The sequence below is a fragment of the Polaribacter reichenbachii genome, from assembly GCF_001975665.1.
In the GTDB taxonomy this organism is placed as follows: Bacteria; Bacteroidota; Bacteroidia; order Flavobacteriales; family Flavobacteriaceae; genus Polaribacter; species Polaribacter reichenbachii.
The window spans coordinates 2973427-2998172 of record NZ_CP019419.1 but is presented as its reverse complement, the minus strand read 5'-3'; the positions used below and the strand labels follow the sequence as shown (position 1 = coordinate 2998172).

Here is a 24746-nt window from a genome sequence, read left to right as displayed (position 1 = left end):
TTATTTTAACCACCAAGTTAATTCTCTAATACCATCGTTAGCAGCACCAAATTGTCTAGAAATTGCCTCTGTAACATTTTCTGAATTGTTATTATATTCATCTAAAGGATAAATCCATCTTGTAGGAGGAGTATCTGAACCTAAATAAGGAAAATCTGGATAACCTGTTCTTAGGTGATCAAAATACATGTTCCAACCCCCTTGTAAAAATGAAGTAAAATACTTTTGAGTGATGATAAATTCTAACTTATCTGAAACTGTTGTTGCATTTGTAAGGTTAACTTTAGCACCAGATATATATTTTAAAGCCGCTGCTTCTGTATAATATTCTTCTAAACCTTTAGCGTAAGTATTATAAAATTGATAATTAGCTTTAATTCCGTTTTCATAAAAAGTTTGTGCATCACCAGAAATCCATCCTTTTAGAGCAGCTTCTGCTAAAATAAATTGCACTTCAGAATAACTTAAAAGATTATGAGCCTCTGCAGTTGGATCTTTTGTATATCTATCATTTACTTTAGATACTTTACCTTCTGCAGCTAATAAATTAACATCATTATAAGCAGCAATAGGATCTCCGCCTGCGTAAGCATTAAAATCACTAATAGCTAAACCCGCTTCTTTTGCATTTTTAGTTTGACCAGAAATTGCAAACAATCTAGCATCTTCTCTTTCTTTTAATAAATCTACAAATGTAGATGCCATATATAAACCAGAACCATAACCACTAGAATTAAATTCGGTATATCTAGAATCTACAACATCTACAAACTCTAATTTTGCACTTTCTTCTGATGAAGAAATGATAGATTGAGAGCTGTAAATCGAAGCAAATTCATTTTTAATATTTAATGAAGAGCTTCCTGCTTTTTTAGAAAGCGATAATAAAACTTTTAATCGAAAAGAGTTGATTAGTTTTTTCCATTTATTAGTATCACCATTAAAAATTGGATCTCCAGAAATAATATTAGAACCATCTAACAAAGAGTTTGCGGTTTCTAACTCAGTTAAAATTCCTGTAAAGACTTCTTCTTGTGTACTATATTTAGGTTGATACAAATCTTCAGTTTCTCCTTTTAAAGCCTCTGCATAAGGAACATCGCCAAAAGTTAAGGTAAGGTTATAAAAATAATAAGCTTTAAAAAAATAACCAATACCAATGTAAGCATCGTCTTCTACTCTTTCTGCTTCTTCTATCATTTTAGTAACTTGTCTTAAGCTATTATAATCGCCAAAACCTGCTCTATCCCATTTGTAAAATTGAGAAGTACTTTCTCCATCTGTTTGTACTATCATTCTAGAAGCATACATTGCTCCTGTACCTTTTACTTGAAAAGCAGATGTTGTAATGTTAGTTAATAATAAACTTGGGTGCGTTTCGCTTACTTTATTTGGATTGTTATTGATGTCTAAATCTTCGCAAGAAGAAAAAATAACAACCATTACAAAGAATAGTATTGTTTTAAAATTGTTCATTTTTATTAAAATTTTAAAGTTAAACCTAAACCTAAATATCTTGTAGAAGGATCTTGTAAATTGTCATCATTCCCAAAATCAGGATCAATGATGTCTGCTTTTTTCAAAATAAATAAGTTGTAACCATTTAAACTTGCATTAATTTGTTTAAAACCCTTAAGTTTTAAAACATCTGTTAAATCGTAACCCAAAGTAACTGTTCTTAATTTTAAATAAGATCTATCAAAAACATTTGCAAAAGTTTCGCTTTCTTCTTGAGTTACTTGCGCTCTATAAGGGTAGTTTTGAGACCAAGCTTGCCAACTTACTGCAGATGTATGTGTTGCATAAGTTCTTGTATCTGAAGTTACATTTCCATTTAAATCTCTTTGTACAGTTCCGCCAGTAACATTTACTCCTGTTGGTACATATACAGTTCCAATTCCGTTTGCATATTCTGCATCTCTATACAATGTAGAATTTGGATGTTTACCTCCCCACCACATTTTCTCTACGGTTAAAGATCTCATTAAACCTCCCCAAACACCATCAATACCAATTTTTAATGAAAAATCTTTGTATTTAAAGGTATTCTCGATTCCAAATCTCCAATCCGGATTTTTGTTACCAATATTTTGTTTATAAGGATTTTTAGTTGGCATACCTGTATTGGCATCTAAAATTAAATCGCCATCTGCAGATTTTTCCCAAACTGTTGCGTAATAAGCATCAGTTCTATCATTTAATCTTAAATTATTGTATTGTTCTGCACCTTCATCTAATCTTGTTAAACGCTGTACTTTTTTAGACCAGTTGGTTAAAACATCCCATCTAAATTCTGTATTTTTTATAGGTGTTGCTCTAACAGAAACTTCATAACCATTTGTTGTAAATTCGTGAGCATTTTCTATTTTTGATGAAAACCCAGAACCTAAAGAAATTGGTAAGTTAATTATAGAATTTTCATCAATTGCATTGTAGTAAGCAAAATCTAAACCTATTCTATTATTTAAAAATCCTGCGCTTAAACCTAATTCAACATTTGTAGTTAACGAGCCTTCTATATCAGGATTTACCAAACTACCAGAATATGATAATTCTGGGCTACCATCAAAAGTACCCGCATTATCATAATAAGAATTTATTTGATACGCACTTAAAGATCTTTTTACCTGTGCCCAAGAACCAAAAACTTTTAAATAATTGATAGCTTCTGGCAAAGTAAACCATTCAGAAACCATTGTACTTAAAGATACTGATGGATAAAATAAAGAATTATTATCTGTTGGTAATGTAGAGTGTTTATCAGTTCTACCCGTAAGTGTTAAAAATAATTTATTATCAAAATCTAGTTCTAACATTCCGTAGATACTATTTACAGACCTTTCAGAAAAATTGGTACTCCCTTTAATGTTACCCTTTGTATTGTTTAAACTATACAATTCTGGAACAATAATACCATCTGTTGCATTGTATTCTTGTTGATATTTATGATATTCTGATGATGCCCCAACATTAGCACTAAACGAAAATTGTTCAGAAATTTCTTTGTTGTAAGTAGCAAGAATATTGTAATCTACATCTAAATAATTGGTGTTCCAAGTTTTGTAATCTCCATCTCTTGGATCTCCGTAGTTTAAATAAGATTTAGGACTTTCTCTGTCTTCAAATCTATCTTTTAAAACAGCAGAACCCGTTGCTTGAATATTTAAATCATCAGTTACCTTATAATTTAATTTTAATTGACCATTTAAAACATTAGAATCATATTTCTGATTTAATTCGTGTGCTGCAAAATACACATTATTGTACCAAGCATAATTAAAGTTAGCTTGTCTATATCCTTCTTGACCAGGAATATATCTATGTTCGTTTAATTCTTGTCCGTTTACATCATCTCCCATCCAGATTAAAATAGTATACATATGGTTTTTTGGTCCGTAACCATGTCTTGGATAGTTTGGTGAGTAAACTTTATTAAACGCAAACTTAGAATCTAAAGTTAATTTATCTGATAATTTAGTTGATGAGTTAAAAGTTAAACCAGCAGTTTTTAAGTTTGTGTTAGGTACTCTACCTGTATGAGATTTGTAATTTCCAGATAATCGATAAGATCCTTTTTCTGTAGAATTGGTAACCGAAAAGTTTGTAGTACTTATAACGCCTGTCCTTAAAAAATCTTTTAAGTTATTATGATATTTCCATTCAATTGGTACTCTAGAATAACGAGATTTATCATCATATTTTGTTCCACTTACATCTCCCCACCAAGGCGTAACTTCACCAGTTGTATTATCTAAAATAGGGCTATTCCATTGCGCAATTTTTACACCTGGCTCAAATTTTGGTCCCCAAATCATATCTCCATCAGAAATACCACCATCTTGTCCGTCCCAAAATTCATATTGTCCATTAGAACCATTTCCATATTCTGTTTGCGTTTCTGGAAAAACAGTAAAACCAGCACTTACCATTGTATTTTGAGAAACTGTAATTTCTAATCCGTCTGATTTTTTACCTTTAGAAGTCGTAATCTGAATTGCTCCATTTCCTCCGCGATAACCATATAACGCAGAAGCAGATGTACCTTTTAAAACAGTTATATCAATAATATCATCAGGAGAAATATCATAAAAATCTGTGCTTACAGGGATACCATCTACAACAATTAAAGGCGTTTTACCTCTTAAAGAAAATGAAGGTGCTTGAAATAAACCTGTAGGATTACTTACTGTTAAACCTGCTACTTTACCAGTAATTAAATTAGCAGCATTTGGTGCTGATATTTCTTTAATAGTTTCTGCTTCTACTTTTTGAGTAGCGTAACCCACCTTTTTTTGAGATCTTTTAATACCTAATGCAGTAACTATAACTTCGCTTAACGTATTTACATCAGATTGCATTGTAATAGTAATATTGTTTCTATTACCAATGATAATTTCTTGGTCTAAATAACCTAAGAATACAATTTTAATTTTACTATTATCATCTTTATACTCTATTGTAAAATTACCATCAAAGTCTGATGTGGTCCATTTGTTTTCACCAATAATATTAATTGATGCACCTGGTAAAGGTGTTCCTGTTTCATCTATAACTTTTCCAGAAATAACTTTTTGCGAAAAAGCAATTGTGCTGAGAAAAAAAGAAATTAAAATTAAAAATTTACCTAAAAACTTGTGTTTCATTTTGTAGTTTGATTATGGTTGAATAATGACTACAAAACAAAATATTATAAATGAGTATGATGTTTTTTAAAAGTTAGCGAATTGATTATAAAACCTTAAAAAGGTCTTAATTTAATGTTACCTAAAAAACGTTTATTTATTTTTAAAATAACATAAACTTAAAACAAAAAGGCAGAAAAAAACCTTGAGTATATACTCAAGGTTTTTTAATTTATTATGTAAGTAAAAACTTATTTCGCTACATTTACAGCTCTAGTTTCTCTAATTACAGTAACTTTAACTTGACCTGGATAGGTCATATCATTCTGTATTTTTTGAGAAATACTAAAAGATAATTCAGAAGCTTTAGTATCATTTACTTTTGTACTTTCTACCATAACTCTTAACTCACGACCAGCCTGAATTGCATATGCCTTTTGAACGCCATTAAAACCAAAAGCAATTGCTTCTAAATCTTTTAAACGTTGTATGTACGAGTCTAAAACTTGACGTCTTGCACCTGGTCTTGCTCCTGAAATTGCATCACAAACTTGTACAATTGGCGATAATAAACTCTTCATTTCAATTTCATCATGGTGAGCTCCAATAGCATTACAAACTTCATCTTTTTCGCCAAATTTCTCAGCCCATTGCATACCTAATAATGCGTGAGGTAATTCGCTTTCTGCTTCTGGCACTTTACCAATATCATGCAATAAACCTGCTCTTTTAGCTAACTTAGCATTAATACCCATTTCAGATGCCATAATTCCACAAAGATTTGCAACTTCTCGTGAGTGTTGTAATAAATTTTGCCCATAAGAAGAACGATATTTCATTCTACCAACAGCTTTAATAAGCTCTGGATGTAAACCGTGAATACCTAAATCAATCACTGTTCTTTTACCAACCTCAATAATTTCTTGATTAATTTGTTTCTCAGTTTTCTTTACAACTTCTTCAATTCTTGCTGGGTGTATTCTACCATCTGTTACTAATTTGTGCATTGCTAAACGTGCAATTTCTCTACGAACAGGATCAAAACAAGATAAAATAATAGCTTCTGGAGTATCATCAACAATAATTTCTACACCAGTTGCAGATTCTAAAGCTCTAATATTACGCCCTTCTCTACCAATAATTCTACCTTTTACATCATCTGATTCTAAGTTAAAAACAGATACACAATTTTCTACAGCTTGCTCTACACCTACTCTTTGTATAGTACCTAAAACAACTTTTCTTGCTTCTTGTTCTGCAGTTAATTTAGCTTCTTCTATAGAAGTTTGTACAAAAGCCATTGCTTCTGTTTTGGCTTCATCTTTTAAAGAGGCAACCAATTCTTTTTTAGCTTCTTCTGCCGATAAACCAGAGATTTGCTCTAACATATCTACATGGCGTTTATGCATTTTTTCTAAATCATCTTCTTTCTTTTCTAAGAAATCTAATTTAAAATTATAATCTTTTTCTTTACTTTCTAAAGATTGGTTTAATCGTTTATTTTTATCAAGTTCAGAAGCTACTTTAGACTCTCTATCTCTAATTCTTTTCTCAACATCAGAAATCTTCTTTTCTCTTGATAAGATTACTTTTTCGTGCTCAGCTTTTAGTTCAATAAATTTTTCTTTTGCTTGTAATATTTTATCTTTCTTTACTGATTCTGCATCAATTTTTGCTTCTTTTAATATTGTTGCTGCTTCTTTTCTTGTACCATCAAGAATTTTCTTACCTCTTGATTTTTCTAAGGCTTTAAAAATCATAAAACCTATTGCTATCCCTACTAAAACTCCCATAATAGTGGGTAGTACCATTCCATCCATAATTTAAAATTTATATATAAAAAAAGCCTACATTAGCTAGGTTTTTAAACTCCAAAATGACATTTATAGGACTAACTAACTGTTCAAGGATCCAACTTGAAACTGAAATAAATTCAGTAACTATGGCATGCTATAGTAGTTAAGACTCATCCTTCATAATAGAATAGTGTTGAGTTTAATAAACAATTACTAACGTAGGCAGTGTGTTGTTAATGTATTTTAATGAACTTATTCTAAATGCGTTTTTACCAAATTGGTAAGTTCATTTAGCTTTTGTATTTCTTCCTTTTTATTATCTGACTTTTGTAAAGATAATATTTCTAATTTTGATGCAAATTGTAATGCAGACATTGCTAAAACATCTTGTTTATCACTTACTGCATAATTTTGCTCGTACATAGAAATTAACTTGTTAATTGCATTAGCGGCTTTACGCATACCTTCTTCTTCTTTGGTGTTATTTACACTTAAAGGGTAGGTTCTACCAGCAATTACAACATTAATCTTTAATTTATTACTCACAATAAAAAGAACTTTATTCTTGTAACTGAATTATACATTTATCAATTTCTCTAATCAACGAATTTATTTTCAGTTTTGTATCTTTTGTATTTGTACTACTGCCCTCAATAGTTTTTGCAATTTTAAGCAAATCGAATTCTTTGGTTTGATTAGTATAATCTTGCTTTAATTCTATTAACTGATGTTGTAATTGTGTATTATTTTGAAGCAATATTTCATTTTCTTGTTTTAAAAACTCGTACTTAGAAAGTAAGTTTTTCAACGTTTTTTCTAGTAACTCAATTGCTTCTAATGTATTACTCATTTCATTTATTAGAATAAACTATTCTTACAAAGTTAACATTCTGTTTTAAATTTTACAACATTTTATTACTTTTTTACTAATACATTGAAGCTAAACAAATTACCAAAAGAATGTTTTTTATTATTTTTACCTAAAATTTTGCCTTTTGAAACAGCTTATATTATTTACTCTTTTAGCATTCCATTTTTTTACATTTTCTCAAGAGAAATATCCAACAGATTACTTTAGAAACCCTTTAGATGTTCCTGTTTTTCTATCTGGTTCTTTTGGTGAATTACGAAGCAACCATTTTCACGCAGGTTTAGACATTAAAACTCAAGGTAAAGAAGGTTTAAAAGTTTTTGCAGCTGCAGATGGTTATGTATCTAGAATTAAAGTGCAGCAATTTGGTTATGGTAAAGCGATTTATGTTACGCACCCAAATGGATTTACAACCGTATACGGTCATTTAAGTAAATTTAATGATGAAATTGAAGCTTATGTTAAAAGCGTTCAATACAAAAAGGAAGATTATAATACTGGAAATCTTTTTTTAAAAGAGGATAAATTCCCACTACAGAAAGGAGATCTTCTCGCTTATTCTGGTGATACTGGTGGTTCTGGTGGACCACATTTGCATTTTGAAATTAGAAATACTGCATCAGAAAACATAATAAATCCTTTGTTATTTGGTATAAAAGTTCAAGATACTAGAACACCTGCTTTTCAGTCTTTAAAAGGGTATACTTTAAGTACTGATGCTAGAATTAATCAACAAAAAAAGAGTTTTCAAATCCCTATAAAAAGTCTTGGAAATGGAAATTATATTGCTGATAAAATTACTGCAAGCGGTTACATAAGTTTTGGAGTTAGCGTTTTTGATCGTTTTAATGGTGTACCTAATAAAAACGGAATTTACAGTTTAGAAATGTTTGTAAATGGCAAACGTTTTTATTATCATGATGTAGAAACTTTTTCTTTTGCAGAAAGTAAATACTTAAACTTACATATTGATTACGAGCATTACAAAAAATACAAAAGACGTTATCAAAAAACACATAAAGAAACTGCGAATAAATTATCGACCTATGAAAAGTTAATTAATAATGGAAAAATTAACATCCAAAAAGGAATGAATTATAATATAGAAATTATCGCAAAAGATTTTGCAGGCAATAAAAGTGCTATTAAAATTCCTGTTTCTGGTATAGAAAGTAATACCGTCTTTTCTGCTCAAAAAGACACAACCGCTTATAAAATTATAGCTAAAAACTTTTATAAATTTAGTGAAGGTGATGTTAGTATCGCATTTCCTAAAAATACTTTTTATAAAGATTTGTATCTAGATTTTAAGGTTGATAATAATATCGCCAAAATTCATAAACCAACTGTACCATTAAATAAAAGTTTTACGCTAACATTTAACGTATCTAAATATTCAGAAAAAGAAAAGCAACAGCTTTATATTGCCAATTTAGAATATCCTAAATACCCAAGATACTACTATACTAGAAAAAAAGATACTACTTTTTATACCACAACTAAAGTTTTAGGAAACTACACTTTAGCTACAGATTCTATAAAACCAAAAATTAAATTGCTCTATTTTAAAGACCAACAATGGATTAGTAGTGCTAAAACATTAAAAGTAAAAATTAGTGATATTGGTTCTGGCATAAAAAATTGGAGAGCCACAATTGATGGTAAATGGATTTTAATGCAATACAACCATAAAAAAAGAATTTTAACCTATAATTTTAGTGATAAAAAATTGGTGGGAAGTAAACATATCTTTAAACTTGTAGTATCAGACAATGTTGGAAATACGAATGAGTTATCTGCAACGTTCTTTAAGAAACAATAAACTAATTTTTGTGAAAAAAATATTCTTATTTCTACTCTTTATTCCTAGTTTTTTAATTGCTCAAAAAACGACTATTTTAAAAGGTACAATTAAAAACAGTAAAAAAGAACCAGTAGAAAATGTATCTATAAAATTTAAAAATACAGGTACATCTACAGATAAAAATGGTAATTATTCTATTAGAATTCCTTTGGATGAGGAAATAACAATTATTTACAGTCACGTTTCATATAGAAGCATCACAAAAATAATTACTGCAAAAAGTAGAAATATAATTCGTTTCTCACCTACTCTAATTTTAAAAACCGAAAAATTAAACGAAATAGTTGTAAAAGACATCAGAAAAGAAGCGTCAGGAATTGAATCTATAGACATAAAAACGGTTAAAAATACCATTGGCCCAAATGCTGGTGTAGAGAATACTTTAATGACGTTTGCTGGTGTAAATAACAACAATGAATTAAGTACACAATACAATGTTAGAGGTGGTAATTTTGATGAAAATTTAGTTTATGTTAATGGTATTGAAGTATATAGGCCTTTTTTAATTAGATCTGGCCAGCAAGAAGGTTTAAGTTTTATCAACACAAATATGGTGCAGAATATTAATTTTTCTGCAGGTGGTTTTCAAGCAAAATACGGTGATAAATTATCTTCTGTTTTAGATATAACTTACAGAAAACCAACTGAAACAGCAACTACAATAGATGCTAGTTTGTTAGGTGCAAGTGTAACTTTCGAAGGTCAGTTTTTAGATAAAAAACTAAGCACAATTACTGGAGTTCGTTATAGAGACAACAGTTTATTTGTAAACAGTAAACAAATAGAAACTAATTTTAGACCTAAATTTACAGACGTACAAACCTATTTAACGTATGATTTTTCTAATAAATTTGAATTAAGTTTTCTCGGTAATTTTTCTTTAAACAATTATAATTATCAACCTTTATCTAGAAGAACACGTTTTGGTACAGTTGCAGATCCTTTAGAATTGGTTGTTTTTTATTCAGGCCAAGAACAAGACAAATATTTAACTTTATTTAGTGCTTTATCTGCGAATTATAAAGTGAATGATAACTTTACTTTAAAAACCACAGCTTCTAGATACAATACGCAAGAAGAAGAACATTTTGATATTGCTGCACAATATAATTTAGGTGAAGTAGATTCAAATATTGGATCTGAAAATTTTGGTGAAGTTGAGTTTTCTCAAGGAATTGGTTCTCAACTAAATCACGCTCGTAATGATTTAGATGCTTTAATTACAAATCTTCAAGTTAGAGGAACAATCAAAAATAATGACAAACAATGGGATTTTGGTGTAAAATATCAAAAGGAAGATATACAAGACAGAATTAGAGAATGGGAAGTTATAGATTCTTTAGGTTTTTCAATTAGACCTCCACATCATTCAGGAAACAATCAACCTTACGATCCTTTTGAAGGTGAAATTACTCCTTATCAATCTATCAGAAAAGATAATAACGTTGCTATTTCTCGTTTTTCTGGCTTTGTACAATTCAATCAACGTTTGTTTTGGAACGATCACGAAGTATTCTATAATTTAGGAATTAGAGCACAAAATTGGTCTGTAACTGGTAATGGGGTTGATTCTGAAAATCAAACAATAATTAGTCCTAGATTACAATTTGCCATAAAACCTGATTGGGAAAAAGATATGCTTTTTAGAGTTTCTGGAGGAATGTATGCGCAACCACCTTCTTACAGAGAATTAAGAGATTTTAATGGCGATTTAAATGTTGATGTAAAAGCTCAAAAATCCATACATTTTGTAACTGGTATGGATTATAGTTTTACAATGTGGGACAGACCTTTTAAATTAACCACAGAAATGTATTACAAAGATTTATCTGATGTAAATGCCTATTCTATAGATAATGTTAGAATAAGATATAGAGCAGATAACGCAACAACAGCTTATGCATACGGATTAGATATGCGTTTAAATGGTGAGTTTGTTCCAGGAAGTGAAAGTTGGGTGAGTTTAGGTTATTTAAAAACTGAAGAAAACATTAATAATCAAGGTAATATTGCAAGACCTTCTGATCAACGCATTAAATTCGGTATTCTGTTTCAAGATTATGTACCTAATTTGCCAGATTTAAAAGCCTACTTAAATTTAGTATATAATTCTGGTGTTCCGGGTGGTTCGCCTTCTTATTCAGATCCTTATAATTTTCAAGATAGATTAAGAGATTATAGACGTGCAGATTTAGGAGTTTCTTATGTTTTTGCTGATAATAATAAACAGTTTACAACGGGTTTGTTGTCTAAATTTAAAGAACTTACTGCTGGTTTAGAACTTTTTAATATGTTCGATATTCAGAATGCAATTACCAATACTTGGGTTAGAGATGTATATTCTAAAACACAATACGGAATTCCTAATTACATGACTGGTAGAGTTTTAAATTTTAAAGTGTCTATGAAATTTTAAAGTATTTTTCTAGATTCTATTAAAGCACCAAATTCTTTTTTGTAAATTCTTACCACAATTAAAAATAAACTGATTAAAAGTGGTCCGAAAATAAGCCCAATAAACCCAAATAAAGGCACACCAACTATTACACCAATTAACGTAATTAATGGATGGACATTATCCAATTTCTTCAAAACAAAAAGTCTAATAATATTATCTGTAGAACCTACAATAACTAAACCGTAAATTAAAATTCCCCAAGCAGCGAAATTGTTACCTGTAGAAAGTGTTAAAATAAAAACTGGTAAAATACCTATTAAGGTTCCTATAAAAGGAATCATAGAACCAACTGTTACAATTATAAACCAGAAAAAAGGATCTTTAATTCCGAAGATTAAAAAACCGATAAGTGCAATTATACCCTGAGCAATAGCAACTAGAGGAATACCTATAGCATTAGAACGTACCATTGCTTGAGATTCTGAACCTATAATTTTTAAATTATTTTCGCTTATGGGAATATACTCGTACAAAGAAGTGCGTAATTGATTTCTGTTGGTTAACATATAATAAAGTACAAAATACATTAAGCCAATAGCAATAAAGATATTAAAAGTGCCTCCTGCAAAAGTTTCTAAATTTTCTGAAATCCAAGTAGAAATTTCTTCGGTATTAACTCTAGAACTTAAATCATAACCATAATTGTCTTCGAACCAATTCATTTTAGTTTTTACAACTTTGGCAATTTTTTCTGAATTGTCTACAGCTTCCCCTACCTTACCTCCTAACATTAGCACAATACCAGCAACTGGTAAAAGAATACTAATAAAGGAAAAAGCCATTAAAAATAAGGCTGCAAAATGCGGATTCCATTTTTTTTTCTTTACCAAATAAGTCATCCACTTTCGTAGAATAACGTAAATGGTTATGGCTCCTAGAACTCCCGATAAATAAGGAATTAATTCTCTAAATATTAAGAACGCAAATAATACAATGAGCATTAAGACAAAGACTTGTCTTATGGTTTTTGGAGGAATTACTTTATCTTTCATACCGCAATTTAAGTCATTTTCTGACTTAAAATTGTTAATATCAATATTAAAATTAATTCAAATACGATTTATATCGAATTTTATTCCTCTTCTCTGTTCACTAAATCAATAGAAAAAGCTGGTAAACAAACAGCTAAATATTCGCATTCTGTATCAAAAGGATTTGAATATTGTACGCGTGTATTTTTTTCTATTTTGATAGATTGACCAGCTTCTAACACAACAACCTCATCATTAATAATAAATTGTTTTTTTCCTTTTATGATGTAGGTATATTCATCAAATTTTGGTGTTTGAAAAGGTTCTTTCCAGTTTGGTGGTGCAATCATATGGGCAATACTAACATCAGAGTTTTTATCTGTTGCATTTCCAAAATGTTCTTCAATTAATTTGCCATCTGTTGTTGGTACAACAAATGGCGATTTTTGAATGGTATATTTTTTATCCATAAAGATTGGTTTTGCGTAAGCGATTGAAATGGCATCCTTTTTTGAGGGTACGAAAAAAAGATATAATGGAAAGCGCGGTTTTTTGCCTTTCTTATAAAAGGTAAAAAATACGCCCTAATTAAACCAAACTACAAAAGATTTCATTTTTGCCAAATCAGGAATTTGTTCTAAAGACACTTTTTGAGTACTAAAATCTCTTAAACCTAATTCTTGTTTATCTATTGCTATAGTTACATTTAACTCGTCTACAAATAGAGTTACAGATTGTAAAGTAGATTCTGGTCTTAAAATATTTGTTGAGTTAATTTCAGAAAAATTAGAGTTTAAATTAATGCCTTCATTTGTTTTAAAACGAGCATCGTGAATTTCTATACTTTTTATGGTTGATGTAGAATCTAACTGTTCTTGTGGTATAATTGTTAATAAATGCTTGCCTCCTTTTTCGTAAATTAAATACTCATCATCGTCTTGAAAATAATTATCTCCTAATGCACCTTCACTTAAATTGGTTACTATTGAATCGTTTTTAAAGATTACTTTTAAGTCTTTAACAGTTGTGGTTTGGTCTACTAAACCTACTTTACCTTTTTCTATTTTAAACTTATTATTATTACTACAACTTATTATAAATAGTGATACCATAACTAATGGTAAGATGCTTTTTTTTATCATTTGGTTTGTTTTTATAAAATATAAAACGTGCGTTTTTTGATTTTGTTATTTAATTACTTTTTTTAAAATTCCAAAAACGGCTCTTATAAATGTGGCACTGGTTAATACTTTTACTAATGGGTCTTGTCTTGTGCTTCTTCTTCTGGTAGAAACTCTAGATTGTTTTTGTTTTTCTTTGGCTAATTTTTCTCTTTCCTTTTTATCTGCAGCGTCTTTAATAGCCTTTTCTTCTGCTTTATTTATCTTATCTATTTTAGAGTTTAATAATTCGTAAGCGCTTTCTCTATCTAAATTTTCGTTGTATTTATAGAACAGTCTAGAATTATTGATTACGTTTTTAAGTTCTTTATCAGTTAAAATATCCATTCTGCTCATTGGTGCACGCAACATTGTTCTTGCTAAAGGTGTTGGAATCCCTTTTTCGTTTAAAACGGATACAAACGCTTCTCCAATACCTAATTGTGTTAAAACTTCTTTGGTGTCATAATACTCAGAATCTGGATAATTCTCAGCAGCTAATTTAATGGCTTTTCTGTCTTTTGCAGTAAATGCTCTTAAAGCATGTTGTACTTTTAAACCCAATTGTGCTAAAATATCTTCTGGCACATCTTTAGGATTTTGAGTAACGAAATACAAACCAATTCCTTTAGAACGAATTAGTTTTACAATACTTTCTATTTGATTTAAAAGTGCTTTAGAAGCTTCATCAAAAACCAAATGTGCTTCGTCTATAAATATGATTAATTCTGGCCTACCAGAATCTCCTTGCTCTGGAAAAGTTTCGTAAACCTCTGCCAATAATTGTAACATAAATGTAGAAAACAGCTTCGGTTTATCTTGAATATCTGTTAAACGTAAAACAGAAATAATTCCTTTTCCGTCTTCGTCTACTCTGGTTAAATCTTCTACATCAAAAGATTTTTCGCCAAAGAATAAATCGCCACCTTGTTGTTCTATTTCTACAATTTTACGTAAAATTGCACCAGTTGATGCTGTAGAAATTCGCCCATATTCTGCCTGAATTTCTTCTTTACCTTCGTTTGTTACGAATTGTAAAACCTTTTTAAAATCTTTAATATCTAAAAGAGGTAACTTATTATCATCACAATATTTAAAAATGATGGCAACAATTCCGCTTTGAGTTTCTGTTAAGTCTAAAATTCTTGATAATAAAATAGGCCCAAATTCTGATATTGTAGCACGTAATCTAGTACCATCTTGCTCAGAAATTGTAAGTACTTCTATAGGAAATTTTTTAGCCTCGAAAGGAAAACCAATTTTTGTATGACGTTCATCAATTTTAGGGTGTCCAGGACTTGCTTTAGCCAAACCAGAAAGATCTCCTTTTATGTCCATTAACAAAACAGGAATCCCTTTTTCTGATAAATTTTCGGCTAGAACTTGTAAAGTTTTTGTTTTACCTGTACCTGTAGCACCTGCAATTAATCCGTGTCTATTTAAGGTTTTTAAAGGAACTTTTACAATTGCATTTGTTACAGTTTCTTCACCAAGCATTGCTGCTCCCAACTCTATAAAATCTCCTTTGGTGCTATATCCTGAATTTATATATTCAAAGAATTCCTCTTTTTGACTCATTATCTAAAATTTCGATAAAAATAAGTAAAATTGAGAATCTAAGAAGAGATTAATTAATCATTTTTAGTAAAATATTCTTGATTAGAAATAGCATTAGGACTCACGTAAATTTTGGCTTTATTAAACCAAACCTCTGCATAATTACCTGTTTCGTACTGTTTTTTAAGATCTCCATCGTAAGTATCTGCACCTGAGCACCAATTCTTATTGACATCTGGTGATTTTCCATTTGTTTGATTATAACAACCTAATTTAAAAAAACAACCTTCATCTGCATAAGCATTTGCTCTTTCTACTCCATCTTGTCCAACAGGAAAGAACATATCTTTTGTTTGTTGAGAAATATCATCCTTAGAAGCATAATCTGTTTTAATCAAGTTTTTGGTAAATGTTTTTGTTTCGTGACCTTCGCTTGTAAATACTAAAGTCATTATTCCGTCTTTTACATCTACTGAATAACTAAACTCTTCTCCTAATTCAATACCTTCTGTTGGTTCTTCTGGATATGTATTTGCATCTGAGCCTACTATAGAGAAATCATTACCCCAAACAGCTGAAGAATAATCCCATCTTTTAGAATTATCATCACCTAAAGTATTAATTTCATAATGCCAAAATACAGAACCTTTTGTATGACCAGGAAATTTCTTGTAAAAAATCTTTAAAGGCTCATTCTCATGTTTATCTGCACTATGAATTTGCCCAACTACTACAGCATAAGAAGCTGCAACTGTTGCATCTCCTGTAGATGAAACATTCATTACTTTTAAATTAGCCTTTAATTTAGCTTCCGTCATTGGATACCATTTTTTAGATTGTGCTAATTCGGTTCTTGTATTATTAGAAGTACCATGTGTATCACCTGCATTTGGCGATTTAAAAACTACCCAAGTATCTTTTTCATCTTTTACCGTATAAAAATAATCTTTGTTTTCGAAGTTTATGGCTTGACCTACATTAGAACCATCTCCCAAAATTAAACTCCAATCGTTAAAAAACGGAATTACATCACTAGCATAAACCGTTTTTGGAGTTGCTGCTTCTTTTTTAGTTGATTTTTTACAACTTGTTGCAATAACAGCAAGCATTACAAATGCTAAAACTATTTTTATTGAACTTTTTTTCATCTTAATATTTTTAAAAATTAGAACTCTTACATGTTATAAACTCCACCATTAATGTCTAGTGTTGCACCTGCAATAAAACCATCATATTCTGATGCTAAAAATAAAACTGCACGTGCAACATCTGCAGAGTTACCTGCTCTTTCTATTGGAATACCTGAAATTGTTTCTGCTGCAGATTCTTTTGTGGTATGCGTGTTATGAAAAGATGTTCCTAAAATAAGACCTGGAGCTACTGCATTTACTCTTGTTCCTTGCGCTCCTAATTCTGTAGATAAAGCTCTTGTAAACGTTAAAATTGCACCTTTACTTGTTGCATACACTAAGGATCCTGGATGCCCTCCTTTACGACCAGCTAAAGATGCTAGATTTACAATACTACTCGATTCATTTTTACCTAAATGAGGAGCGGCTGCACGTGTTACAAACATCATAGAAGTTAAATTTATATCCATTACTTTGTGCCAAAACTCAGTTTCCATTTCATTTAATAATCTTCTAGCTACTAAAGAACCAGCGTTATTAATTAGAATATCTAAACTACCTAAAGCAGCTACTGTTTTATCAACTAAAATATTTGCATCTTCTTCTTTTGTTAAATCGCCATTTATTACAACTGCTTTCTGACCTTTAGACTCTGCATATTCTTTTAATTCATTTGCTGTTGCATTACTAGAAAAATAGTGAATTGACACATTTGCGCCACTATCTATAAAATGCTTTGTAATTGATTCTCCTATTCCTTGAGCACCAGCAGTTATTAGTACATTTTTATTTTTTAATTTATTTTCCATTTTTTGTTTTATTTATTTTTTTTGAGATAAATCTATTTACTATAATTTAATTTTAATGTACTATAGATATTTTGTTACAAGACCAACTACTCCTGTATAAGAAACAATACAAGAAAAGAACAAGGCTGCGAATAAACCAATATTAACGCCTAAACTTGTTTTATAACCTTTCATTAGTTTTTTGTTATTCACCAAAAGAATAATACCAAGAACAACTACTGGTAAAATAAATACATTAAATACTTGCGATAAAATTTGAACTAAAATTGGTTTACCTCCAAAAAATGCAGGACCAATTAGGGCTACTAAACAAGCAATACCTGTAATAATTCGAAATTGTTTTGAGTTTGTATCTAAAGTTCCTGATTGGTAATCTGCTATTAAAAGCGGCGCAATTAATAAACACGGAAAAATAGATGATAAACCAGCACTAAGCGTACCAAAAAAGAAAATGGCCACTGCAAAACTTCCTGCAATTGGTTCTAGAGGCTTTGCCATATCTAAAACATTATTTACAGGATTACCTTGATGATATAAAGCTCCACTAGCAACTGCCATAATTGCACCACTTATAATAAATACTAATATTGCTGCTGTAATTGCATCTTTACGCTGTTTTCCTAAATCTTTTATGCTCCAATTTTTACCTTTAACAAATAGAGGTCTAGACAAAAATGTTGCTGCAGCCATTGTTGTACCTACAAATGCTGCCACCATCATTTTACCTGAAACCATAGGATCTTTAGATTCTGGAATGTAAGGTATTAAGCCTTCTAAAACTTCTGAAGGTAAAGGGTGAACAAAAAATAATGAAATAATAAAAGACAACCCCATAAATGAAACAAATACGACCAATATTTTTTCAAAAAAAGTGTATTTACCCACTAACATGATTGCATAAAATACACCAACTATTATGATAGAAATAAGTAAAACGGTTTCATATTCATATGCTTTTAGGCTATCGAAATTTATGGCAAAAATCTCATAAAGCATATTAGCAGAAATGGTTAAAATCCCCATAAGTGAGCCCCATTGCCCAACAGAAACTCCAACAATAATTAAAATCGCTATAAATTTACCTGCTTTTAAATATTTCTTAAAACTATAAAGCACTGTTTCTCCAGTAATCAATGTATAATTACCATAAACAAACATTAGAATTCCAGAAAACAAACAACTTAATAAAAGCACCCAAGTTAATTGCATACCATATGCACTACCGGCTTTAATCATAGATGTTACACTACCTGTACCAATTGTATAACCGATTGCAAAAATACCTGGACCAAAACTTAAAATTAAGGCAAGTATTCTTTTTAAAAGTGGTTTTTTGTTTTTAGTTAATTCCATAGTGGTTTTTTAGTGTTAATTATTCTTGCCAGTTTGTATGATAAAATTTCCCTGAAACATCATCATTTCTTTGGTATGTGTGTGCTCCAAAATAATCTCTCTGTGCTTGTATAATATTTGCTGTAGAATCTGCTTTAGAAAAACTATTTAAAAAACTAATAGCGTCTGTTAAAGCAGGTATTGGTTGTTCTTTTATAATACTTTCTGCAACTACTTTTTTAATGCTAGGCTTTAAAACGTTTAATTCTTCGATTAACTTTTTACTTGATAATAAGTTATCTGTAGTTTTAAATTCTTCTACTAAATTTTCCATTAAATCAGATCTAATGATGCATCCATTTGTCCAAATTCTAGCTAGTTCACTTAAATTTAAACTCCAAGAATGTTTTTTAGATGCTTCGTTTATCAATTTAAAACCTTGATAATGATTTACAATTCTTGCAAATTGATATGCTTTATGAATATCATCAGCATTAAAAGAAGACACATCAAACTTAATGGTATTAAAACTTTTACTAGCTGCTATTCTTTCATCCTTAAAAAATGATGAATACCTAGCAAACAAAGCTGTAGTAATCATAGAACTTGGTATACCTAATTCTGCTGTGGCAATAGTTGTCCAGTTTCCTGTACCTTTATTACCTGCTTTATCCATAATTTTATGAATTAACCAATCGTTATTTTCTTTTTTTCTTAGAATATCAATTGTAATTTCTAATAAATAACTGTTGGTTGTAATTTTCCAAGTTTCAAGAACATCTGCAATTTCATCAGGATTTTTACCTGAGTTTTTTAACAAAATATATGCTTCTGCTAATAATTGCATTTCTACATATTCAATTCCGTTATGAACCATTTTCACAAAATGTCCACTACCTTCTGTACCAATAAAAGTGCAACAAGCTTTTCCATTTTTATCTTTGGCTGCTATAGCTTCTAAATAATCTTTTATTTTATTATAAGAATCTTTATCTCCTCCAGGCATAATAGAAGGTCCTTTTAAAGCCCCTTCTTCTCCTCCAGAAACACCTGTTCCAATAAATTGAATGTTTTTTGATTTTAGATACGTAAATCTTTCTAATGTTTTTTTGTAGTTAGAATTACCTCCATCAATTAAAATATCTCCTTTAGATAAATATGGTATCAAATCATTAATTACGTAATCTGTAGTTTTACCTGCATTTACCATTAACATTATTTTTCTCGGTTTTTGCAAGGAGTTTACAAATGCGCCTAAATCATCAAAAGGTTGTGCTTCTGATAATTCTGTAAACTGATTTTTAAAATTTTTAGCAACATCTACTTCTAAATTATCTACGTGTCTGTTAAACAGCGACATTTTAAAACCATTATTAGCTAAGTTTCTACTTAAACTTTTACCCATTACTCCTAAGCCAAAAAGACCAAATTCTGACTTGTTTTCTAAATTTTCTTTTATGCTTTTCACAATATCTTTTTGTGTTGATTTTACATCTATATGCAGTGCATTTTTTGGTTCTTCTAAAATATTAAACTGAGATTCTAAAAGCTTAGATCCCATAAAATGCCCTTTTCTATTATCTAACCTTTCTTTTATTAGCTCAAAAGAACCTTTTAGAAAAATCCATTTAGAATTTTTCTCTATTGTATTTTCTAATATATCTCTATAAGATTGTTTTAACGCAGAACACACAATAACACAACTTTTAAGGTTCTTAACTTGTGTTTTTGCTAATTCGTTTAAATTTTGAAGCCAACTATATCTATCTTCATCAACCAAAGCAATGCCATTAGACATTTTTTGTACGTTACTTTCAGGATGAAAATCATCGCCATCAAAAAAAGAAATTTTTAGTTCTTCTGATAAAAGTTTACCAATGGTACTTTTACCTACTCCAGAAACTCCGATAACAAAAATTACACTTGGTTGCATCTTAAAATATTTGGACAGCCAGATTGGTTTACCAGTTTGGCTGTCCAAATATAAATTAATTTATTCAATTAATTGTATTAATAATAATACATTTTTATAAAAAAAAGATAATTAACAAAAAAGACCTATAAAATATCGAAAATAGTCAATAATTTTGATTTGCTATTAGTCAATCCAATTTTTAAAATCTTTTACACGCTCTCTACTTACAATAATTTCTGAGTCTTTATAAGAATGTAAAATGAGTTTTAAACGCGAATTTGAATATGCTACAATATCTTTTATCGCATTTATATGCACAATAAAAGTTCTATTTACTCTAAAAAAATGTTCTGGATCTAATTGTTCTTGCCAGTTTTCTAAAGAATTATCTAGCAAAAAATTTCTGTTTTCTTTTGTATGAATATAGGTTGATTTATTCTCGCTATAAAAACATTCAATTTCATCTATATGAATGATTTTTATATGCTGCCCCACTTTTATAGATAACCTTTTTTTGAACTTACGATCTACAGGATTTATCAATAATTTTCGAATATCATCTAAATTTACCTGAACATCAGATTGTTTGGGCTGCTGTTGTTTAAACTGATTTACTGCGGATGTTAATTCATCATCATCAATAGGTTTTAAAAGATAATCGATACTATTTAATTTAAAAGCTTTTAGAGCATATTCATCATAAGCAGTTGTAAAAATGATGGCAGACTTAACTTCTATTTCTTCGAAAATTTCGAAAGATAATCCGTCTGATAATTGAATGTCTAAAAATATTAAATCTGGATGTTTATTATTCTGCAACCAGTTTAAAGATTCTTCTACAGAATGTAACATTTGCTGAACTTGGATATCTAATTCTGATAACATTCTGCTTAGCCTTCTTGCTGCTGGCTTTTCATCTTCAATAATTAATACATTCATTTTTTAGTTGTTCTTTTTATGTTTTGATTATCTTTTTAGAGTGATATGAATCCTTAAAATATCAGTAAAATTTAAAGATTGTCTGACTCTTTCATATATTCTTCGATCTTTTTTTCTTCCCATTTTTTATCAAAAAAAGTAATAAAACCGAATGTTTTTAACGCATCAAAAAGTAAGAAAATTCCCCAAACTAACCAAAAAGGAATATGTTTAAATCCTTCTGAATTGTATTGATTGCTAAATACTAAATCACCAAAAATTTTAAAAGAAAAAGTCCAAACAAATGTTAAAAACAAATTGACTAAAACATAGGTAATTACGTGTTTATAAAACTTTTTAATTTCTTCTACTTTTTGTTTAGCCTTTTGTAACTTTTTTTCGTGTAAATTATCCATAATTAAAAGTTTTTTCTTCTTTCATCGTCTTTATCCATTAATTCTTTAATCTTCTTTTCTTCCCAATCTTTACTAAAACCTAAAGATCTAAATCCGAAAACTCCAAGCCAATGAAAAAACATACCAATTCCCCAAAAAAGCCAAGTAGAATATACGCCGAAATTAGTAATTGCTTCTGTAAAAGAGTCTCCACTTGTCATTAATCCGAAGATAATGATACCGCTAATAAAAATATTTACAATTACATACACCACTAAATGAATGTAAAATGCTTTAATATCTTTCACCCTTTTTTTGGCTCTAATATAATTTTGTTCTTGTGTAAAATCTCTTTCCATTTTTTATTTAAAATTCATTATTATTTCTTTTGTTTTTCTTTCTTCCCAGTTTTTGCCTAATCCTAAAAAATTGAAGCCAAAAACACCTAACCAGTGTAAAAATATTGCAATTAACATTCCACCAACCGCAAACCAAAAAAAGTAGAAATCTGGTACAAATTTTAGGTTTACAAATACAATTATAGGAATTGTAAAAACAGTTACTATTAAATGAATGTAAAATCCTTTAATTTCTTCAGCTTGTTTTTTAGCTTTTAAATAATATTTTTCTTGAATAAAAGTATCATTTAAATTGATCTCATTTTCAACACTACTATTTGCAATAATCTTTTTTAATTTTTTGTCTTCCCATTCTTTTTTAAAACCTAATTTAGAAAACGGAAAAACATTAAGCCAATGTATTAAAAGCCCTAAACACCAAGCTGTAATTGCATACCAATACCATTCAAATTGTGGCACTGTTTGTAAATTGATAAAAATTAAAAAAGGTAAAATTAAAAATGTTGAAAATAAATGCGTGTAAAATCCTTTTATGTCTTTTATTCTTTTTTGTGCTATTAAATTTAGTTGAAGATTTATGTTCATTGCTTTCATCATCTTAATTATTATCGTTCATAAATTCCTTTATTTTTCTTTCTTCCCAGTTTTTTCCAAAACCTAATAAATTAAATCCGAAAACGCCTAACCAATGGAAAAACAAACCTAATCCCCAACCTAAAAGTGAAAACCAAAACCAATGAAAATGTGGTACAAATTTTAAATTAACAAAAATAATTACAGGTATAATTGTACAATAAACGGTTAAGTGCGTGTAAAACCCTTTTATTTCTTTTACTTTTTTTTGAGCTTTATAATAACGTTGCTGATTGCTTAATTCTGTTTCCATTTTATCTTTTATAATTTTGTTCTTCTATATATTTTTTAATTTTTCTTTTTTCCCAGTCTTTGTTAAAAAACAGACTTGCACCAAACACATTTAAGGCATTAAAAAAGACTCCTATTCCCCAAAACAACCAGATCTTATAATTATGATAATTGCAAACTGCCTCAAAAAAAGTATCTCCATCATTAATATCTCCTGCAATAAATATGCAACTTAAAAAGGTATTTACCACCACATAAACAGCTAAATGCTTATAAAACTTGCTCATTTTTTCTACTCTTTTACGAGCTAAAATGTATTTCTGTTCTTCTGTAAAATCTCTTTCCATTATCTGTATTGTTTGTGGTTATTTTCTTTATCCATTAACTCTTTAATCTTTTTGTCTTCCCAGTTTCTACCTAAGAAAATATTATAATTATTTACTTCTAAAAAGTGGAAAGCTAATCCCATTCCCCATCCAAAAATTGGGAACCAAAACCAGTGAAAGCCTGGAGAAAATCTTAAATTGATAAAAATTAAAAATGGAATTACAATACAGTATGATGCTAAATTCTGATAAAATTCTTTCAGTTTTTCAACTCTTTCTACTGCTTTTACATATTTGTTATTTTCTAAATCGTCTGTGTACATAATGTCGTTCATTTTATATAAGAGAGGTAAACTCACCTTAAAAGTTTTGTTATTGTTTTCTATTTTCACTCCTCTTTGAGTGATTAATCCATATCTATCAGCAATATTTTGTAAACCTACTTTTGTACTTTTACCTATTGCTTCTTTAGGATTGATGTTGTTTTCTATAATTAAATAATTGTTCTCCTCATAAATATTTATAGTTAGTGGTTTAGAGGATGAAACCACGTTGTGTTTTACAGCATTTTCTAGTAATAATTGCAAAGAAAGTGGCACAATTTTTAAATCTTTGTTACTTACAGTATCTGGAATATTGAATTCTACAGCATCTTCAAAACGCATCCCTAATAATTGCATATACGTTTTAGCAAATGTTAATTCTTCTAAAATTGGTACTAAATCTTTATTTCTTTGCTCTAAAACATATCTATATACTTTAGATAGTTTTGTGGTAAATTTTTCTGCCTGATTTGGGTTTTCGCCAATTAAACTTGTTAATACATTTAAACTATTGAATAAAAAATGCGGATCTAACTGACTTTTTAATGATTCAAATTTTGCAGTTTCTGTTTTTGCAACTATTTCTTGTTTTGTGGTTTCTTGGGTCATTGCAGATTTCCAATTAATCATAAAACCTCTTGCGTGAAAAAAGGCTGCAACTCCTAAAGAAAAAATAATGGCAAATAAGTGCACCCAAATTAAGTAACCACTAAAAAAATCTTCGAAAGAATTATCAAAAATTACAATGTATTGTACATAATGTATAATTAAAACTGCAATAACCGTATAAATTGTGGTTGTAATTATACCTGCCCAAACTCTTTCGTTGGTTTCTGTAACCCAATCCCATTTTGTATTTAAAAAATCGTTTATTAAGCCATTCCCTAATCCCAAAGTAAAAGAATACATTGCAGAGATTAAAAATACTAACCCCATTCCTTTTAAAGTAAACTGCTGATTTATAATTACAAATATTACAGCCATTATTACAGTTAACTTTATACAAATAAAAATATCTTTTTTAAGCTTTGTAAAAAATGTTGGGTTAGATGTTGTCATTTTCTAGGTTTAATAGG

22 protein-coding genes are annotated in these 24746 nt (G+C 29.4%); 2 read left to right on the top strand and 20 right to left on the bottom strand.

The window, feature by feature from the left end; all coding sequences use genetic code 11:
* The 5 genes from BW723_RS12760 to BW723_RS12740 form a co-directional block, all read right to left on the bottom strand.
* Positions 1-1476, bottom strand: coding sequence for a SusD/RagB family nutrient-binding outer membrane lipoprotein (locus tag BW723_RS12760; protein ID WP_068360418.1), 1476 nt, complete (start codon positions 1474-1476; stop codon positions 1-3).
* A gap of 5 nt (positions 1477-1481) precedes the next feature.
* A complete protein-coding gene (locus BW723_RS12755; RefSeq protein ID WP_068360421.1) occupies positions 1482-4643 on the bottom strand; it encodes a SusC/RagA family TonB-linked outer membrane protein in 3162 nt (1053 codons plus the stop codon).
* Positions 4644-4873: 230 nt separating this feature from the next.
* The gene (rny, locus tag BW723_RS12750; RefSeq protein WP_068360423.1) at positions 4874-6442 is read right to left on the bottom strand and encodes a ribonuclease Y; all 1569 of its coding nucleotides are present in this window, start codon (positions 6440-6442) and stop codon (positions 4874-4876) included.
* A gap of 228 nt (positions 6443-6670) precedes the next feature.
* Positions 6671-6964, bottom strand: coding sequence for a cell division protein ZapA (locus BW723_RS12745; protein ID WP_068360425.1), 294 nt, complete (start codon positions 6962-6964; stop codon positions 6671-6673).
* A 13-nt stretch (positions 6965-6977) separates the two neighbouring features.
* On the bottom strand, positions 6978-7268 hold the full coding sequence (locus BW723_RS12740) for a hypothetical protein (RefSeq protein ID WP_068360428.1): 291 nt from the start codon (positions 7266-7268) through the stop codon (positions 6978-6980).
* Positions 7269-7413: 145 nt separating this feature from the next.
* Between BW723_RS12740 and BW723_RS12735 the strand changes: the two genes are divergently transcribed.
* Both BW723_RS12735 and BW723_RS12730 read left to right on the top strand, forming a co-directional pair.
* Positions 7414-9111, top strand: coding sequence for a M23 family metallopeptidase (locus BW723_RS12735; RefSeq protein WP_068360431.1), 1698 nt, complete (start codon positions 7414-7416; stop codon positions 9109-9111).
* A gap of 10 nt (positions 9112-9121) precedes the next feature.
* Entirely contained in the window at positions 9122-11569 is a 2448-nt protein-coding gene (locus BW723_RS12730; RefSeq protein ID WP_068360668.1) for a TonB-dependent receptor, read from the top strand.
* Here the strand turns inward: BW723_RS12730 and BW723_RS12725 are convergent.
* From BW723_RS12725 to BW723_RS12650, 15 genes are all read right to left on the bottom strand, one after another.
* Positions 11566-12603 (bottom strand): AI-2E family transporter, encoded by a 1038-nt coding sequence (locus BW723_RS12725; RefSeq protein WP_068360434.1) that lies wholly within the window; start codon positions 12601-12603, stop codon positions 11566-11568. The two genes, BW723_RS12730 and BW723_RS12725, sit on opposite strands and share 4 nt — an antisense overlap.
* 80 nt (positions 12604-12683) lie before the next feature.
* A complete protein-coding gene (locus BW723_RS12720) occupies positions 12684-13052 on the bottom strand; it encodes a cupin domain-containing protein (RefSeq protein WP_068360437.1) in 369 nt (122 codons plus the stop codon).
* 114 nt (positions 13053-13166) lie between these two features.
* Positions 13167-13724 (bottom strand): hypothetical protein, encoded by a 558-nt coding sequence (locus BW723_RS12715; protein WP_068360440.1) that lies wholly within the window; start codon positions 13722-13724, stop codon positions 13167-13169.
* 45 nt (positions 13725-13769) lie between these two features.
* Complete coding sequence (locus tag BW723_RS12710; protein ID WP_068360443.1) at positions 13770-15320, bottom strand: helicase HerA-like domain-containing protein; 1551 nt, start codon at positions 15318-15320, stop codon at positions 13770-13772.
* A gap of 53 nt (positions 15321-15373) precedes the next feature.
* Entirely contained in the window at positions 15374-16447 is a 1074-nt protein-coding gene (locus tag BW723_RS12705; RefSeq protein WP_068360445.1) for a polysaccharide lyase family 7 protein, read from the bottom strand.
* A 26-nt stretch (positions 16448-16473) separates the two neighbouring features.
* A complete protein-coding gene (locus BW723_RS12700) occupies positions 16474-17238 on the bottom strand; it encodes an SDR family NAD(P)-dependent oxidoreductase (protein WP_068360448.1) in 765 nt (254 codons plus the stop codon).
* A 60-nt stretch (positions 17239-17298) separates the two neighbouring features.
* Positions 17299-18591, bottom strand: a complete 1293-nt coding sequence (locus tag BW723_RS12695; RefSeq protein WP_068360451.1) for an Nramp family divalent metal transporter — start codon at positions 18589-18591, stop codon at positions 17299-17301.
* A 19-nt stretch (positions 18592-18610) separates the two neighbouring features.
* The gene (gene gndA, locus BW723_RS12690) at positions 18611-20503 is read right to left on the bottom strand and encodes an NADP-dependent phosphogluconate dehydrogenase (protein ID WP_068360453.1); all 1893 of its coding nucleotides are present in this window, start codon (positions 20501-20503) and stop codon (positions 18611-18613) included.
* Between the two features lie 165 nt (positions 20504-20668).
* Positions 20669-21424, bottom strand: a complete 756-nt coding sequence (locus BW723_RS12685; protein ID WP_068360456.1) for a LytR/AlgR family response regulator transcription factor — start codon at positions 21422-21424, stop codon at positions 20669-20671.
* A gap of 71 nt (positions 21425-21495) precedes the next feature.
* The gene (locus BW723_RS12680) at positions 21496-21819 is read right to left on the bottom strand and encodes a 2TM domain-containing protein (protein WP_068360459.1); all 324 of its coding nucleotides are present in this window, start codon (positions 21817-21819) and stop codon (positions 21496-21498) included.
* A 2-nt stretch (positions 21820-21821) separates the two neighbouring features.
* Positions 21822-22157: a 2TM domain-containing protein gene (locus BW723_RS12675; RefSeq protein WP_068360462.1), complete on the bottom strand. Its 336-nt coding sequence runs from the start codon at positions 22155-22157 to the stop codon at positions 21822-21824.
* Between the two features lie 3 nt (positions 22158-22160).
* The gene (locus BW723_RS18030) at positions 22161-22742 is read right to left on the bottom strand and encodes a 2TM domain-containing protein (protein ID WP_226789223.1); all 582 of its coding nucleotides are present in this window, start codon (positions 22740-22742) and stop codon (positions 22161-22163) included.
* A gap of 13 nt (positions 22743-22755) precedes the next feature.
* Entirely contained in the window at positions 22756-23043 is a 288-nt protein-coding gene (locus BW723_RS12660) for a 2TM domain-containing protein (protein ID WP_068360465.1), read from the bottom strand.
* A 1-nt stretch (position 23044) separates the two neighbouring features.
* Entirely contained in the window at positions 23045-23368 is a 324-nt protein-coding gene (locus BW723_RS12655; protein ID WP_068360468.1) for a 2TM domain-containing protein, read from the bottom strand.
* Positions 23368-24729 carry a 2TM domain-containing protein gene (locus BW723_RS12650; RefSeq protein ID WP_068360472.1) on the bottom strand — a complete coding sequence of 454 codons (1362 nt, stop codon included), beginning with the start codon at positions 24727-24729 and terminating at the stop codon, positions 23368-23370. Before BW723_RS12650 ends, BW723_RS12655 begins: the two co-directional genes overlap by 1 nt.
* Positions 24730-24746 lie beyond the last annotated feature (17 nt).